Raw genomic sequence first — 13,927 nt, 5'->3', positions numbered from 1 at the left:
GTGCTGAGTGACGAACACTTCGGCGCGGCCGTGCTCGACTGGTACGACCGCCACGGCCGCAAGGATCTGCCCTGGCAACAGCGCATCACGCCGTACCGGGTCTGGGTGTCGGAGATCATGCTGCAACAGACCCAGGTCAGCACCGTGCTCGGCTATTTCGACCGATTCATGGACGCGCTGCCGACGGTGCAGGCCCTGGCCAGTGCAGCGGAAGACGAAGTGCTGCACCTGTGGACCGGGCTCGGCTACTACAGCCGCGCACGCAACCTGCACAAGACCGCCAAGCTGATCGTCGCCGAGCATGGCAGCGAGTTTCCAAAGTCGGTCGATCAGCTCGCCGAGCTTCCCGGTATCGGTCGATCGACCGCCGGCGCCATCGCCAGCCTGAGCATGGGGCTGCGAGCGCCGATACTCGACGGTAACGTCAAGCGCGTGCTGGCCCGCTACGTCGCGCAGGATGGCTATCCGGGCGAGCCGAAAGTGGCCAGAAAACTCTGGGACGTGGCCGAGCGCCTGACGCCGCACGCCCGCGTCAACCATTACACCCAGGCGATGATGGATCTGGGCGCGACGCTCTGCACGCGCAGCAAACCCAGTTGTTTGCTTTGCCCGCTGAAACCTGGCTGCCGCGCCCATCTGCTCGGCCGCGAAACAGATTTTCCGGTGCCCAAGCCGCGCAAGGCGCTGCCGCAAAAGCGCACCTTGATGCCGTTACTGGCCAACCATGAAGGGGCTATCTTGCTCTATCGCCGCCCGTCGACCGGCCTTTGGGGCGGGCTGTGGAGTTTGCCGGAACTGGAAGACCTGGCCGCGCTCGGTCCGCTCGCCGAACGTCATGCACTGCAGTTGCAACAACACCAAGAACTGCCCGGCCTGACCCACACCTTCAGCCATTTTCAGCTTGCCATCGAACCTTGGCTGATCAGAGTCAAGCCCGAGGCCAACGCCGTGGCCGAGGCGGACTGGCTCTGGTATAACCTCGCGACCCCGCCGCGACTGGGGCTCGCCGCCCCGGTGAAGACGCTGCTCAAGCGCGCCGCCGCAGAATTGAACGCAGGAGAGATGTCATGACCCGCACCGTGAACTGCCGCAAGTACAAAGAAGAACTTCCAGGTCTCGACCGCCCGCCGTACCCAGGCCCGAAGGGCGAAGACATCTACAACAACGTGTCGAAGAAGGCCTGGGACGATTGGCAGAAGCACCAGACCATGCTGATCAACGAGCGTCGGCTGAACATGATGAACACCGAAGATCGTAAGTTCCTGCAGGCCGAAATGGACAAGTTCTTTTCCGGCGAGGATTACGCCCAGGCCGAAGGCTACGTACCGCCGAGTCAGTGATCACCTTAGCGGGAAGCGCGCTCCGTTGGCCTGCTGCCCGCAGTCTTCGATCGCAATCGGAACTTGCTTCAAAATTCAGTCACAACGCTAAACGCCCGTTCTGACTAAATATTTTCTCAGTCGCGCTTGACAGGCAAAAGCCAAATCCGTCTAATAGCGCCCCGTTGCCCAGGTAGCTCAGTCGGTAGAGCAGGGGATTGAAAATCCCCGTGTCGGCGGTTCGATTCCGTCCCTGGGCACCATGACTTGTAAACCCCTGATTCCGCGAGGTCTCAGGGGTTTTGTCGTTTTGGAGTGGCTTTCCGGCCCGACTGAGTACACGTGCGGGTTCACGACGGCGTTTATGTCGCCACGAAGTGCCATTACATCTACCACCGGACCCCAAAGGACGTAAGACAGGGCTTCCCTGAGCCGGGCGAGCTTGCTGCCCGGTGGACGCTCATATTCAGATGGATCGCTGATTGACCCGCTTGGAGAGTTGTTCAGCCGATTCCTTTCGCTCCGAGTACCGATCGACGAGATCCGGTCGGTCCCGCAGGAGGATGGTGAACTTCATCAGCTCCTCCATCACATCCACGACTCGATCGTAGTAGGGCGATGCCTTCATCCGGTCCTGGCCGTCGAATTCCAGATAAGCCTTGGCGACGGACGACTGGTTGGGGATGGTGAACATCCGCATCCACCGCCCCAGAACGCGGAGCTGGTTGACCGCATTGAACGATTGCGAGCCGCCGCAGACCTGCATGACCGCCAGGGTCTTGCCCTGCGTTGGGCGTACCGCTCCCATCGCCAGCGGAACCCAATCGATCTGCGCCTTGAAGACCGCTGACATCGCGCCGTGTCGCTCCGGCGAACACCAGACCTGCCCTTCCGACCACTGCATGAGCTGCAACAGCTCCTGCACCTTGGGATGGTCTACCGGTGCGTCGTCGGGTAGCGGCAGCCCGGACGGATTGAAGATGCGCGTCTCGGCGCCGAAACGCTCCAGCAGCCGCGCGGCCTCTTCGACCAGCAGACGACTGAAGGAACGGGGACGGGTCGATCCGTAAAGGAGAAGAATGCGCGGCTTGTGTGTTCCGGTGTCGTCGTTGCGTACCAGCGCATCGTCGAGATTAGGGAGGTCATGGGTCATGGCGCTTCTCCAGGCTGCAGATTGCCGATGCGGTCGAGTTCACGCTTCAGCTCGTCCCGGCCCAACTGCTCGAAGGGCAGCGCTAGGAATGCGCGGCATCGGGCCTCGATACGCGCCAGGGTGGCATGAAAGGCTGCGCTGATTTCCGCTTCATCGCCCTTTACGTCGGACGGATCTTCCAGGCCCCAATGGGCTTTCAGGGCCGGACCGAAGTAGACCGGGCAAGGCTCGCCTGCGGCCTTGTCGCAAACGGTGACGACGATGTCCGGAGGGCTGTCCTCGAACGCGTCGTTGCCCTTGCTGCTCAGCCCCTCGGTCGAGAGCCCGGCCTCGCGGAGTGTTACCAGCGTGCGCGGCAGAACCTGCCCCCTGGGGACACTCCCGGCGCTCACCGCCTCGAACCCACTTGGTGCGAGGTGGTTGAACATGGCTTCGGACAGGATGCTTCGGCAGCTATTGGCCGTACACATGAACAGAACTTTCACGACTTCTCCTCCGCGCTGCGGCGGTTTCAGATGCTCAGCCTGATGGCCAAGGCGGACAGGGTGATAAACAGCACCGGCAGGGTCAGAACGACACCGACCTTGAAGTAATAACCCCAGGTCACGCGGATGCCTTTGCGACTCAGAACATGCAGCCACAGGAGCGTCGCCAGGCTGCCGATGGGGGTGATTTTCGGCCCCAGATCGCAGCCGATGACGTTGGCGTAGATCATCGCCTCACGCACCACGCCACTCGTATCCGTCGCCTGGATCGACAGGGCGCCGACCAGCACGGTGGGCATGTTGTTCATGACCGAAGACAGGCCCGCCGTCAGGAATCCGGTTCCCAGCGCAGCACCCCAGATGCCGTAGCCGGCGAAATGATTCAGCGTGGCCGTCAGGTAGTCGGTAAGGCCTTCGTTCTTCAGCCCGTAGACGACGAGGTACATGCCCAGCGAGAAGATGACCACCTGCCAAGGAGCCTCTCGCAGCACCCGTCGGGTCGAAATCACGTGTCCACGGGCAGCGACGACAAACAGCACGGCCGCGCAGGCCGCCGCAACGGCGCTGATGGGTATGCCCAGCGGCTCGAGCGCGAACAGACCGACCAAAAGCGCGACGAGCACGCACCAACCGACCCGGAAAGCAGCCCGGTCGCGAATGGCCATGTCGGGAGCCTGCAGCAGCGCTAGGTCATAGGTCGCCGGAACGTCACGCCGAAAGAACAACCAGAGGACGACCAGCGTCGCCGCCACGCTGACTGCATTGATGGGAACCATGACGGCCGCGTACTCGCTGAAGCCCAGATTGAAATAATCAGCCGTCACGATGTTCACCAGATTGGAGACGACCAGCGGCAAACTGGCGGTATCGGCGATGAAGCCGGCCGCCATGACGAAGGCCAGCGTGGAGGCTGCCGAAAAGCGCAAGGCGATTAGCATCGAGACCACGATGGGCGTCAGGATGAGCGCCGCGCCATCGTTCGCGAATACGGCCGAGACGGCGGCGCCGAGAAGGACCGTAAAGGCAAACAAGCGGCTCCCCTGCCCCTTGGCCCAGCGCGCGACATGGAGCGCGGCCCACTCGAAGAATCCGGCTTCATCGAGAAGCAGGCAGATGACGATGATCGCGATGAACGTTGCCGTGGCGTTCCAGACGATGCCCCACACGGTGGGGATGTCAGCCAGCGTGACGACGCCGGCCAGCAGCGCGGCGAGCGCACCCAGGGATGCGCTCCAGCCGACCCCGAGTCCACGGGGCTGCCAGATGACTAGAACGATGGTGACGATGAAGATGGCGGCTGCGATAAGCATGACGACTGGCGCTCCCGGCTCAGCAACAAGAAGCGACACGAACTGGGCGATCGCCCATTTGGTCGAGACGAGCTTGATCCTGCTTCAGCCACTCGGTATTGGCTTGCAGGGTCGTCTGGAGAATTTTTTGGACCCAGGACGGCAGGTCTGGATTGAGACTGTAATAAACCCACTGCCCTTTGCGCCGATCCACCAGCAGGCCGCAAGCGCGAAGCTGTGCGAGATGCCGGGATACCTTGGGCTGACTGTCATTTAGGGCGAAGACCAGCTCGCAAACGCAAAGCTCACCCTCTTGAATAACAAGCAAAGCGGCCCGCACGCGGGTTTCATCGGACAGACATTTGAACAGCGCAGGAGGCGTCACGGAAGAATCACCTGAATATATGGATGTCCGAATATATGAGTTTCCATATGTCTGCGCAAGCGCGCGTGGCCCTGCGCCTGCCCGACGCCGCTTCCCTATTTCACATGCACCCGCCGAAACAACCGAGCCGGCATCGAGCCGTTGAACCCCGCGTTGCCGTCGTGAGCCGGGTGAACTGGCGAACCATTGGAACTGCGGATACTCTCGACTACGCGGTTGAAACGCTATGGATGGCCGACCAGCCAGGAGCATAAGTAGTGCAGATGTTTCCTTCGATTCTACTGATAGGGTTGTGCACACTCGCCACCCAAACGAGCGCCGAAGAGTGGCGATTCGTCACCGAGGATTTCCCGCCGTTCAGCCGCGCTGCGGGTTCCTCGGCCCAGACCAACGATGAAGTACAAATAGCGGGCGGCCCGCTGGCGGAAATCGTGCAGGTGGTCTGCGCGCGCCTGGACCTGGATTGCCCGATCGTGCTCCATCCATGGCAGCGCGCCTTGCACTTGGCCGAAGACGGGGAAGTCGAAGGTATTTTCACCGTGGTTCGTTCACCCCAGCGCGAGCGCGCGTTTCATATCACCCGCATGCTGGTCACTTCGCGCTACGCCGTATTCGCTCGCAAGGACAGTGGTTTCGTATACAGCCAGCCGGGTGATCTAGCCGGTCGGTTGATCGGCGTCTACGGCCCATCCGGCACGTCTTATGTCCTCTCTCAACACCTCGAACCGGTTGCCGGAGCGCAGGTGCATCTGACTGCCAGTAACCGTCGTCTGTTGCGCATGCTGAAGTCCGGCCGCTTCGGTGAGGGCGGCCTGGCTGTCCTCAATCAGGATGTAGCCTGGTATCTGATCGAAGAGGAGCAGCTCGATGAGCTCCGTGAAGCCGGCGAGCTGACGTCGGTCTCCTACGGCATCGGCCTGTCGCGCAAGCGGATCAGCGAGGCGCAGTTCCAAATCTTCGAGCGAGCCCTGGATGAGCTCATTGCCGACGGCACCGTGTCGGAAATCCTGCGCCACCATCAATTGGAACCGGCGTACTGAGCCTTCCGACGCGCTCAAACAACCCGGACGGCAACCGCCTCCTGACGATGCCTGAGTAGCCACAGGACGTTATACGTCCGGACAAACTCGGCTCGATCTCGTTTTTTGCGTGAGCAATCCTCCGCCGAACACCGTCTACCCTTCAGTCAGCAGTTTCATTTCGGAGCCACGGCGCGTTTCCGTTCCCCTCGATCAGCCAAGAACAGAAGGACATATGGAAGCAGAGAAGAAACTTCCCAAAGCCGTCATCCTTTTCCCGGTGTTCATCCCAGCCGTCGTCGTAACGCTGCTGTTGGTGATCGGCACGATCAGCAACCCCGAACTGGCAAGTGAGGTATTCAGCTCGACGCTGGCCTTCATCACCCGCTCGTTCGGCTGGTTCTACATGTTGGCGGTGGCCTTCTTTCTGGTCTTCGTCGTCGGCATCGCGCTGACGAAATGGGGCAACATCAAGCTTGGGCCGGATCATGCCGAGCCGCAGTACAGCTTCCCGGCCTGGTTCGCCATGCTGTTCTCCGCCGGCTACGGTATCGCACTGCTGTTCTTCGGCGTCGCCGAGCCGGTGCTGCACTTTTCCACGCCACCGGCCGGCGCACCGGAGACGGTGGACGCCGCTAAGCAGGCGATGCAGATCGCTTTTTTTCACTGGGGCTTTCACATCTGGGCGATCTACGGCCTGACGGGGCTGGTGCTGGCCTATTTCTCGTTCCGCCACGGCCTGCCGCTGTCGATGCGATCGGCGCTATATCCGATCATCGGCGAACGCATTCATGGCCCCATCGGGCATGTGGTGGATGTATTCGCAATTCTCGGCACGTTGTTCGGCATCGCCACCACCCTCGGCCTGTCGGTCACCCAGATCAATGCCGGTCTGAACTACCTGTGGCCACAAATCCCTGTCAGTACCACGGTGCAGGTCATTGCCATCGTGTTGATCACGGCGCTGGCCACCTGCTCGGTAGTGGCCGGGATGGACAAGGGCATCAAGAATCTCTCGCTGCTGAACATGATCCTGGCGATCACGCTGATGCTGTTCGTGTTCGCCGTGGGGCCGACCATCTTCATTCTGGAAACCTTCCTGCAAAACACCGGCAGCTACCTGAACAACATCATCGAGCGCACCTTCAACCTACAGGCCTACAGCCGTAGCGACTGGATCGGCAACTGGACGCTGTTCATCTTCGGCTGGACCATCGCCTGGTCGCCGTTCGTGGGTCTGTTCATCGCCAAGATCAGCCGCGGTCGGACCATCCGCCAGTTCGTCTTCGGCGTGATGTTCGTGCCGACGATTTTTACCTTCCTCTGGTTCTCGATTTTCGGCGACACCGCGCTGCACCTGATCATGGTCGAAGGCTACACCGAGCTGATCGGCCAGGTGCAGAGCGACCACTCCATCGCCTTGTTCCAGCTCTTCGAACGCCTGCCGCTAAGCGCCATCACCTCGTTCATTGCTGTGGTGCTGATCGCCACCTTCTTCGTCACTTCGGCCGACTCTGGAGCGCTGGTGATCGACTCCCTGGCCGCTGGCGGCGTGGCGCATACGCCGGTCTGGCAACGGGTGTTCTGGGCAACCACGGCAGGCTTCGTCGCCATCGCGCTACTGGTGGCCGGTGGTCTGAGCGCCTTGCAGACCATGGCGATCACCAGCGCGCTGCCGTTCGCCATCATCATGATCATCGCGGCGCTGGGCATGTGGCGCGCCCTGGTAATCGAAGGCCACCACGAAGTCAGCCTGCAAAACCACATGCACGGCAGCCGGCTGGCTAGCAACGCCGGCCCGGGCTTGTGGAAAAAGCGTCTGGCCGGGCTGGTCAACTTCCCCAGCCGCGAGGAAGCGGAAAACTTCATCGCCACCAGCGTGCTCAAGGGTATGCGCCGGGTGCAGCGCGCGCTGGCCGAACAGGACTGGCCCGCCGAGGTACATACCGACGAGCACAATTCGCGGGTCTATCTGGAGGTCCTCAAGGAGGATCAGGTCGATTTCATCTATGAGATTCGCCTGGTGGGCTATGCCATGCCGTCCTTCGTGCTCACCGAGGATCCAGACACCGACGAGCAGTACTACCGCGCCGAGGTCTTCCTGCGTCGCGGCGGTCAGTCCTACGACGTCTACGGCTACGACCAGCAGGACATCATCAGCGACATCCTCGACCAGTTCGAGAAGTACCTGAACTTCCTGCATATCTCGCCCGGCAGCCTGCCCTGGAAGATGGGCGAACACGACGAGATGCTCAGCAACGAGCCCGACGCGCCGAAACCCACCCCGTGACGCGGCAAAACAGGGGAAGTTCATCTATATAGATACAGGGCCATTCGCCTTGCCACCCGGAAGGCTGCGACCGAACGGTGACCAAACGGTCACCGTTCCGGCGACGGCGCCACGCTTGGCGCATGACCCGGCCCATGCTAGGTTTGCGCCTCGCCAGGAGGGCGAGCAGTCGGCCGGAGCGCAATTTACACAGAAAAGACCAGGCACAGCGCTGGTCCGAGAAGAGGAAGCTCAATGGCCGAGGCCATACCCGCCCTGGAAATTCGCAACCTGCACAAGCGTTACGGCGATCTGGAAGTACTCAAGGGCATCTCGTTGACTGCGCGCGACGGCGATGTGATTTCTATCCTCGGCTCATCCGGCTCCGGAAAGTCGACGTTCTTGCGCTGCATCAATCTGCTGGAAAACCCCAACGAAGGCGAAATTCTCGTCGCCGGGGAACAGCTGCACCTCAAGCGCGCCAAAGACGGCGACCTGGTTGCGGCAGACGCCAAACAGATCAACCGGATGCGCAGCAAGCTCGGTTTCGTATTCCAGAATTTCAACCTCTGGCCGCACATGAGCGTGCTCGACAACATCATCGAGGCACCGCGCCGGGTGCTCGGCCAGAGCAAGGCCGAAGCCACCGAAGTGGCTGAGGCGCTGCTGGCCAAGGTCGGCATCGCCGACAAACGCCACGTCTATCCAAACCAGCTTTCCGGTGGCCAACAGCAACGGGCTGCGATTGCGCGCACCCTGGCGATGCAGCCGCAGGTGATCCTGTTCGACGAGCCGACCTCGGCACTCGATCCGGAAATGGTACAAGAAGTGCTTGCAGTGATTCGGTCGCTGGCCGAAGAGGGTCGCACCATGCTGCTGGTCACCCATGAAATGAACTTCGCCAAACAGGTATCCAGTGAGGTGGTCTTCCTCCATCAGGGCCTGGTCGAAGAGCAAGGAACGCCGGAGCAGGTGTTCGACAACCCCCAATCGGCACGCTGTAAACAGTTCATGTCCAGTCATCGCTAATGGAGCAACACCGCATGAAAAGCTATAAGAAGATTCTGCTGACTGCCGCCGCCACCCTGATGCTCGGCGCCAATGCCTTTGCCGCCGACAAGCTACGCATCGGCACCGAAGGCGCCTACCCGCCCTTCAACCTGATCGACGCCAGCGGCCAGGTGGTCGGCTTCGATCTGGACATCGCCCACGCGCTCTGCGCCAAGATGGAAGTCGAGTGCGAAGTGGTGACCTCCGACTGGGATGGCATCATTCCTGCGCTAAACGCCGGCAAATTCGACTTCCTCGCCGCCTCTATGTCGGTCACCGAGGAACGCAAGAACGCTGTCGATTTCACCGACCACTACTACACCAACAAGCTGCAGTTCGTGGCGCCCAAGTCGGTGGACTTCAAGACCGACAAGGACTACCTGGACGGCAAAGTGATCGGCGCCCAGCGCGCAACCATCGCCGGCACCTGGCTGGAAGACAACATGGACGGCGTGGTCGACATCAAGCTCTACGACACCCAGGAAAACGCCTATCTCGACCTGGCCTCCGGCCGCGTCGACGGCATCCTCGCCGACTCCTTCGTGCAGTGGGAATGGCTCAAGAGCGATGCCGGCAAGGACTTCGAATTCAAGGGCGAGCCGGTATTCGATGACGACAAGATCGCCATGGCCGTGCGCAAGGGCAACGATGAACTGCGTGAGAAGCTGAACAAGGCGCTGGCGGAAATCATCGCTGACGGCACTTACGAGAAACTCAACGCCAAGTACTTCCCTTTCAACATTTACTGATCCGTCTGAACCGAAGCCCGACCGCCAGATCTGGTAGGTCGGGCTTTGGTGTTTGAGCCCATATGATTCCCGACCTTCATGGATTCGGTCCGGCGCTGATCGCTGGCACCTGGATGACCATTCAGCTGGCCCTCGCGGCCCTGGCCCTCGGCCTTGTGCTAGGGCTGCTTGGTGCACTCGCCAAGACCTCTCCGTTCGCGACGCTGCGCTGGATTGGCGGCACCTACTCGACCATCGTGCGCGGCATCCCCGAACTGCTCTGGGTGCTGCTGATTTATTTCGGCACCATCGGCTTGGTACGCGGCATCGGTGAGATCTTTGGTATCGAAAATCTCGCACTCAGTCCCTTCGTCGCCGGCACCATCGCCCTCGGCCTTTGCTTTGGCGCTTATGCCACCGAGGTCTTCCGTGGCGCATTGCTGGCCATTCCCAAGGGTCATCGCGAAGCGGGACTGGCGCTGGGCCTGGGCAAGCGGCGGATATTCATGCGCTTGATCCTGCCGCAGATGTGGCGCCTGGCCCTGCCCGGCCTGGGTAACCTGTTCATGATCCTGATGAAAGACACCGCGCTGGTATCGGTGATCGGCCTGGAAGAGATCATGCGTAGCTCCCAGATCGCCGTGACCGCCAGCAAGGAGCCCTTTACCTTCTTCGTGGTCGCCGCCTTCATCTACCTCGGCTTGACCGTCATCGCCATGACCGGCATGTACTTTCTCGAAAAACGTGCCGGACGCGGCTTTGTCAGGAGCGCGGCATGAGCTGGGAATTATTCATCAAGTGGCTGCCAGACTTTCTCGAAGGCGCCTGGCTCACTCTGCAGCTGGTCGGCGTTTCGGTCATCGCCGGGCTGATTCTCGCGTTGCCGCTGGGCATCGCACGGTCCTCGCGCATGCTTGCTGTGCGAGCGCTGCCTTACGGGTACATCTTCTTCTTCCGTGGCACGCCGTTGCTGGTGCAGCTGTTTCTCGTCTATTACGGCATGGCGCAGTTCGAAGCCGTGCGCCAGAGTGTGCTCTGGCCTTACCTGCGTGATCCTTACTGGTGCGCGATCATCACCATGACGCTGCATACCGCCGCCTATATCGCCGAAATTCTGCGGGGCGCGATCCAGAACGTGCCGGCAGGCGAGGTCGAAGCCGCGCGGGCGCTGGGCATGTCTCGCCCCCAGGCCCTTTGGCACATCATCCTGCCTCGCGCCGCACGCATTGGCCTGCCGGCCTACAGCAACGAGGTGATTCTGATGCTCAAGGCCAGTGCCCTGGCCAGCACCATCACCTTGCTGGAACTGACCGGCATGGCACGCAAGATCGCCGCACGGACCTATATGCATGAGGAAATGTTCCTCACCGCCGGCCTGATCTATCTGGTCATCGCCTTCGTGCTGATGCAGGGCTTCAAGCTGCTCGAGCGCTGGCTGCGGGTGGATGCCTGCCAGGGGCGCTGATCTCGATACATGCCTCTTCGCCTACGGAGCGAAGAGGCTTTCGCAGCTGAATCCTGCCCTATCCGTGCGGTCAGACGGACACCTGAACCAACCACGAGATCGCCCATGTCAGTCGATATTCAACGCATCGAAAAGGACCAACTCGCCTGCTGGCGCATCCGCCGTGGCGACGACGAACTGCTGATCGCCGAACAGGGCGCGCAGATACTCAGCTACCGCCAGGGCGATGCGCCGCCCATCATCTGGCTCAGCGAGGAAGCGGCCTTCCAGCAAGGCCAGTCGGTACGCGGCGGCGTGCCGATATGCTGGCCCTGGTTCGGCGATCTGGGGCGCAACCCCGAAGATGTGCAAGCGATGTATCAGGGCGAAGCCGAAGCACCCTTCCACGGACTGGTTCGCGGCCTGGTCTGGCAGCTGGAGCAACAGCGCTGCGAAGGCGACACCGCCATCCTCCAATTCGTTTGTCCGCAAGCCCAGGGAGCGCTGCCCGGCTGGCCCCACAGGGTAGAACTGACGCTGCAGATCCGCCTCGACGAACGCCTGCACATCGCGCTGATCAGCCGCAACCTGGGCAATCGGCCCGTCACCCTCAGCCAGGCGCTGCACACCTACTTCGCCATCGGCGATATCCATCAGGTCTCGGTGGAAGGCCTGGATGGCTGTCGCTATATCGACACCCTGGAAAACTGGCAGCAACGCCAGCAGCAGGGCGAGCTGCGCTACGAGGGCGAGACCGACCGCATCTACCTTGATCTGCCGCCTATGCTGAGTCTGCGAGACCCGCAACTGAATCGGCGAATCACGCTGGAAACCCAGGGTTCGCGCTCGGCCGTGCTGTGGAATCCCTGGATCGCCAAGGCGCAGCGCCTGTCACAGTTCGCCGACGATGCCTGGCAGCGCATGGCCTGCATTGAAACCGCCAATGCGATGGACGACCGGGTACGCCTCGAAGCAGGCGACAGCCACACCCTCGCAGTCTCCATCGGCAGCGAATCACTCTAGGGTCTACCGTTTCTTTAGCATTGGATGGCGCCCATTACCGGCGCTTTTCGTAGGGTGCGCTCCGCGCACCGAAAGCTGAGCTCAGTGGTAACCCCGCTCAGCTAACGCGTTCTTGATCTCGATATCTCGGTGCGCAGAGCGCGCACCCTACGTCTGCCGCGGGTCGGGATCCAGCAGTACCAGCCGCTCTTCGAGCAATGCCGGAAACCGCTTGAACCACGTCTGGTTCAGCGGCGACGGATGCGGCAAGGGGTAGAGCCTGAAGGCGCGCTTCGCACCGTCCGCCGCCTGCAGCTCGACCTCGATGGAGGCACTGAAACGGCCCTCGCTCTGCCAGAACTGCTCGAGACGCTGGCGTACCTCGGCGGGCTGATCGATACCGAACCAGAGGAAGGCCTCGCGGCCCAGCGTGATGATCGCTTCGCCGTGCCAGCTTTCGATGAGCAACTGGCGCATCTGCGGAAGAAAGCGGCGCTTGACCTTCATCGACCAGGCCTTGTTGCCGACCGGCTTGTACGGCACGGTGTTGATCCAAAAGAACCTTTCACTGAGCGTACGCCCGGCTTCGAAGTCCGGCATGTCTTCGCCATGCAGATGCCGGTAGAGCACCTTGCGCACCAGTTGCCCGCCGCTACCGATGAACGGCTCGCCATGGCGAACTTCCTCCCGCCCCGGATCACGACCGAAGAAGGCAATCGGCGCATCGGCGTCGCCCAGGCCGATGATGGGTTCGAGCGGGTCTTTACCGAAGCGCTGGTACACCTCGACATCGATACCCTCGGTATCTGCGGCGAGTTCGCGAAAAGCCTGGCGTTGCCCTTGATTTACAGTCACTGGCGTTGGCCTCGTTCAAAAGTCACTCTCGTCCACCAACGCCACGTTTGCGGCGGTCAGCGCGTATGCCGCATCGGCCAGATCATTGCTGACCGGCTCGATCTGCAGCATGCCGTCCACCCAAAGGGGGGCATAGATGTCTTCCAGCATGATGCCGGCCGGATAGCGAACCAGCACGATCTGATTGGGTGGCGGCGGCGGAACGTGAATGCAGGCACCCGGATAAGGCACCAGAAAGAACTCGGTGCTGCGGCCCCTGCTGTCGGTTTCCAGCGGCACTGGATAACCGCCGAGGCGGATCTGCTGGCCATTCAGTGATGGCACTGTCTTGGCCGAATACATTACCTCAGGTAAGCCGCGCCCTTGCTTGAGCCCACCCTGATCGCTGAAACCATCGGTCTCAGGAGAGTCGTGCTCGATCTCTGGCATCTCCTCCAATGCCTTGCGGTCCTCGGCGGGCATCAACTCGAGCCAGTCGAGTTCGTCCGGAGCCGCTTGAACGAGGGTTGAGACGCACAGCAAAAGAGGCAGGATGATCGAGCGCATGAGAACCGAGGGGTAGTGAGATCGGGGCCGCCCGAAGCGCGGCCCCGGACGGATCAGTGTTTACGGCTGGTCACCATGCCATAAATCACCAGCAGGATGATCGCACCGACCACCGCGCCGATAAATCCGGCACCTTCGCCCGCCTCGTACAGGCCGAGCGCTTGGCCGCCATAGGTGGCGAGCAGCGAACCGCCGATACCCAGCAGGATGGTCATGATCCAGCCCATGCTGTCGTTGCCGGGCTTCAGGAAGCGTGCGATGAGGCCCACGATCAGGCCGATGATGATGGTTCCGATGATGCCCATTGGCAGTCTCCCTCAGGTCCGAAAAATACGCGTTACGTATCTTCGGACCGGAGAGGGGCTAGGCAGTTCGCCACTGAA

At 61.4% G+C, this 13,927-nt stretch carries 16 protein-coding genes and 1 tRNA gene; 10 read left to right on the top strand and 7 right to left on the bottom strand.

Annotation, left to right across the window (positions count from 1 at the left end):
* Positions 1-3 precede the first annotated feature (3 nt).
* The 3 genes from mutY to E0D86_RS17365 all read left to right on the top strand — a co-directional run bounded on the left by mutY (position 4) and on the right by E0D86_RS17365 (position 1,582).
* On the top strand, positions 4-1,071 hold the full coding sequence (mutY, locus tag E0D86_RS17375; protein ID WP_131651490.1) for an A/G-specific adenine glycosylase: 1,068 nt from the start codon (positions 4-6) through the stop codon (positions 1,069-1,071).
* The gene (locus tag E0D86_RS17370; protein WP_131651300.1) at positions 1,068-1,340 is read left to right on the top strand and encodes an oxidative damage protection protein; all 273 of its coding nucleotides are present in this window, start codon (positions 1,068-1,070) and stop codon (positions 1,338-1,340) included. The genes mutY and E0D86_RS17370 overlap by 4 nt, the downstream gene beginning before the upstream one ends.
* 166 nt (positions 1,341-1,506) lie before the next feature.
* Positions 1,507-1,582, top strand: a tRNA-Phe gene (locus E0D86_RS17365).
* Positions 1,583-1,785: 203 nt separating this feature from the next.
* On the opposite strand, the gene arsH is transcribed toward E0D86_RS17365, so the two are convergent.
* Genes arsH through E0D86_RS21685 form a run of 4 tightly spaced genes read right to left on the bottom strand, consistent with a single transcriptional unit; the run spans position 1,786 to position 4,631 of the window.
* Complete coding sequence (arsH, locus tag E0D86_RS17360) at positions 1,786-2,472, bottom strand: arsenical resistance protein ArsH (protein WP_131651299.1); 687 nt, start codon at positions 2,470-2,472, stop codon at positions 1,786-1,788.
* The gene (locus E0D86_RS17355) at positions 2,469-2,957 is read right to left on the bottom strand and encodes an arsenate reductase ArsC (protein ID WP_131651298.1); all 489 of its coding nucleotides are present in this window, start codon (positions 2,955-2,957) and stop codon (positions 2,469-2,471) included. The genes arsH and E0D86_RS17355 overlap by 4 nt, the downstream gene beginning before the upstream one ends.
* 26 nt (positions 2,958-2,983) lie before the next feature.
* A complete protein-coding gene (locus E0D86_RS17350) occupies positions 2,984-4,267 on the bottom strand; it encodes an arsenic transporter (RefSeq protein WP_131651297.1) in 1,284 nt (427 codons plus the stop codon).
* Positions 4,268-4,286: 19 nt separating this feature from the next.
* Positions 4,287-4,631: a metalloregulator ArsR/SmtB family transcription factor gene (locus E0D86_RS21685; protein WP_256681258.1), complete on the bottom strand. Its 345-nt coding sequence runs from the start codon at positions 4,629-4,631 to the stop codon at positions 4,287-4,289.
* A gap of 263 nt (positions 4,632-4,894) precedes the next feature.
* On the opposite strand from E0D86_RS21685, the gene E0D86_RS17340 reads away from it, so the two are divergent.
* From E0D86_RS17340 to E0D86_RS17310, 7 genes are all read left to right on the top strand, one after another.
* Complete coding sequence (locus tag E0D86_RS17340) at positions 4,895-5,671, top strand: ABC transporter substrate-binding protein (RefSeq protein ID WP_131651489.1); 777 nt, start codon at positions 4,895-4,897, stop codon at positions 5,669-5,671.
* Between the two features lie 214 nt (positions 5,672-5,885).
* Positions 5,886-7,940, top strand: coding sequence for a BCCT family transporter (locus E0D86_RS17335; protein WP_131651295.1), 2,055 nt, complete (start codon positions 5,886-5,888; stop codon positions 7,938-7,940).
* Between the two features lie 234 nt (positions 7,941-8,174).
* Entirely contained in the window at positions 8,175-8,948 is a 774-nt protein-coding gene (locus tag E0D86_RS17330) for an ABC transporter ATP-binding protein (protein ID WP_131651294.1), read from the top strand.
* 14 nt (positions 8,949-8,962) lie between these two features.
* Positions 8,963-9,718 (top strand): ABC transporter substrate-binding protein, encoded by a 756-nt coding sequence (locus E0D86_RS17325; RefSeq protein WP_131651293.1) that lies wholly within the window; start codon positions 8,963-8,965, stop codon positions 9,716-9,718.
* Positions 9,719-9,780: 62 nt separating this feature from the next.
* Complete coding sequence (locus E0D86_RS17320; RefSeq protein WP_131651292.1) at positions 9,781-10,476, top strand: ABC transporter permease; 696 nt, start codon at positions 9,781-9,783, stop codon at positions 10,474-10,476.
* Positions 10,473-11,162 carry an ABC transporter permease gene (locus E0D86_RS17315; protein ID WP_131651291.1) on the top strand — a complete coding sequence of 230 codons (690 nt, stop codon included), beginning with the start codon at positions 10,473-10,475 and terminating at the stop codon, positions 11,160-11,162. The genes E0D86_RS17320 and E0D86_RS17315 overlap by 4 nt, the downstream gene beginning before the upstream one ends.
* Before the next feature lie 105 nt (positions 11,163-11,267).
* On the top strand, positions 11,268-12,164 hold the full coding sequence (locus tag E0D86_RS17310) for a D-hexose-6-phosphate mutarotase (protein ID WP_131651290.1): 897 nt from the start codon (positions 11,268-11,270) through the stop codon (positions 12,162-12,164).
* A 147-nt stretch (positions 12,165-12,311) separates the two neighbouring features.
* Here E0D86_RS17310 and E0D86_RS17305 read toward each other — a convergent pair whose 3' ends face one another.
* Genes E0D86_RS17305 through E0D86_RS17295 form a run of 3 tightly spaced genes read right to left on the bottom strand, consistent with a single transcriptional unit; the run spans position 12,312 to position 13,849 of the window.
* Positions 12,312-12,998: a uracil-DNA glycosylase family protein gene (locus E0D86_RS17305; RefSeq protein ID WP_131651289.1), complete on the bottom strand. Its 687-nt coding sequence runs from the start codon at positions 12,996-12,998 to the stop codon at positions 12,312-12,314.
* 15 nt (positions 12,999-13,013) lie between these two features.
* A complete protein-coding gene (locus tag E0D86_RS17300; RefSeq protein ID WP_131651288.1) occupies positions 13,014-13,544 on the bottom strand; it encodes a DUF3299 domain-containing protein in 531 nt (176 codons plus the stop codon).
* A 53-nt stretch (positions 13,545-13,597) separates the two neighbouring features.
* Complete coding sequence (locus tag E0D86_RS17295) at positions 13,598-13,849, bottom strand: GlsB/YeaQ/YmgE family stress response membrane protein (RefSeq protein ID WP_025243550.1); 252 nt, start codon at positions 13,847-13,849, stop codon at positions 13,598-13,600.
* Between the last annotated feature and the right edge of the window lie 78 nt (positions 13,850-13,927).

Source organism: Pseudomonas sp. IC_126 (assembly GCF_004331835.1).
GTDB lineage: Bacteria > Pseudomonadota > Gammaproteobacteria > Pseudomonadales > Pseudomonadaceae > Stutzerimonas.
This window is presented reverse-complemented; position numbering and strand designations above follow the sequence as displayed.

Excerpts from the sequence above, each read along its gene's own strand:
- E0D86_RS17350 (WP_131651297.1), bottom strand. The coding sequence starts at position 4,267 with ATGCTTATCGCAGCCGCCATCTTCATCGTCACCATCGTTCTAGTCATC.
- E0D86_RS17310 (WP_131651290.1), top strand. The coding sequence starts at position 11,268 with ATGTCAGTCGATATTCAACGCATCGAAAAGGACCAACTCGCCTGCTGG.
- E0D86_RS17320 (WP_131651292.1), top strand. The coding sequence starts at position 9,781 with ATGATTCCCGACCTTCATGGATTCGGTCCGGCGCTGATCGCTGGCACC.
- E0D86_RS17300 (WP_131651288.1), bottom strand. The coding sequence starts at position 13,544 with ATGCGCTCGATCATCCTGCCTCTTTTGCTGTGCGTCTCAACCCTCGTT.
- E0D86_RS17340 (WP_131651489.1), top strand. The coding sequence starts at position 4,895 with ATGTTTCCTTCGATTCTACTGATAGGGTTGTGCACACTCGCCACCCAA.
- E0D86_RS17325 (WP_131651293.1), top strand. The coding sequence starts at position 8,963 with ATGAAAAGCTATAAGAAGATTCTGCTGACTGCCGCCGCCACCCTGATG.
- E0D86_RS17315 (WP_131651291.1), top strand. The coding sequence starts at position 10,473 with ATGAGCTGGGAATTATTCATCAAGTGGCTGCCAGACTTTCTCGAAGGC.
- E0D86_RS17295 (WP_025243550.1), bottom strand. The coding sequence starts at position 13,849 with ATGGGCATCATCGGAACCATCATCATCGGCCTGATCGTGGGCCTCATC.
- E0D86_RS17370 (WP_131651300.1), top strand. The coding sequence starts at position 1,068 with ATGACCCGCACCGTGAACTGCCGCAAGTACAAAGAAGAACTTCCAGGT.
- E0D86_RS17330 (WP_131651294.1), top strand. The coding sequence starts at position 8,175 with ATGGCCGAGGCCATACCCGCCCTGGAAATTCGCAACCTGCACAAGCGT.
- arsH (WP_131651299.1), bottom strand. The coding sequence starts at position 2,472 with ATGACCCATGACCTCCCTAATCTCGACGATGCGCTGGTACGCAACGAC.
- E0D86_RS17335 (WP_131651295.1), top strand. The coding sequence starts at position 5,886 with ATGGAAGCAGAGAAGAAACTTCCCAAAGCCGTCATCCTTTTCCCGGTG.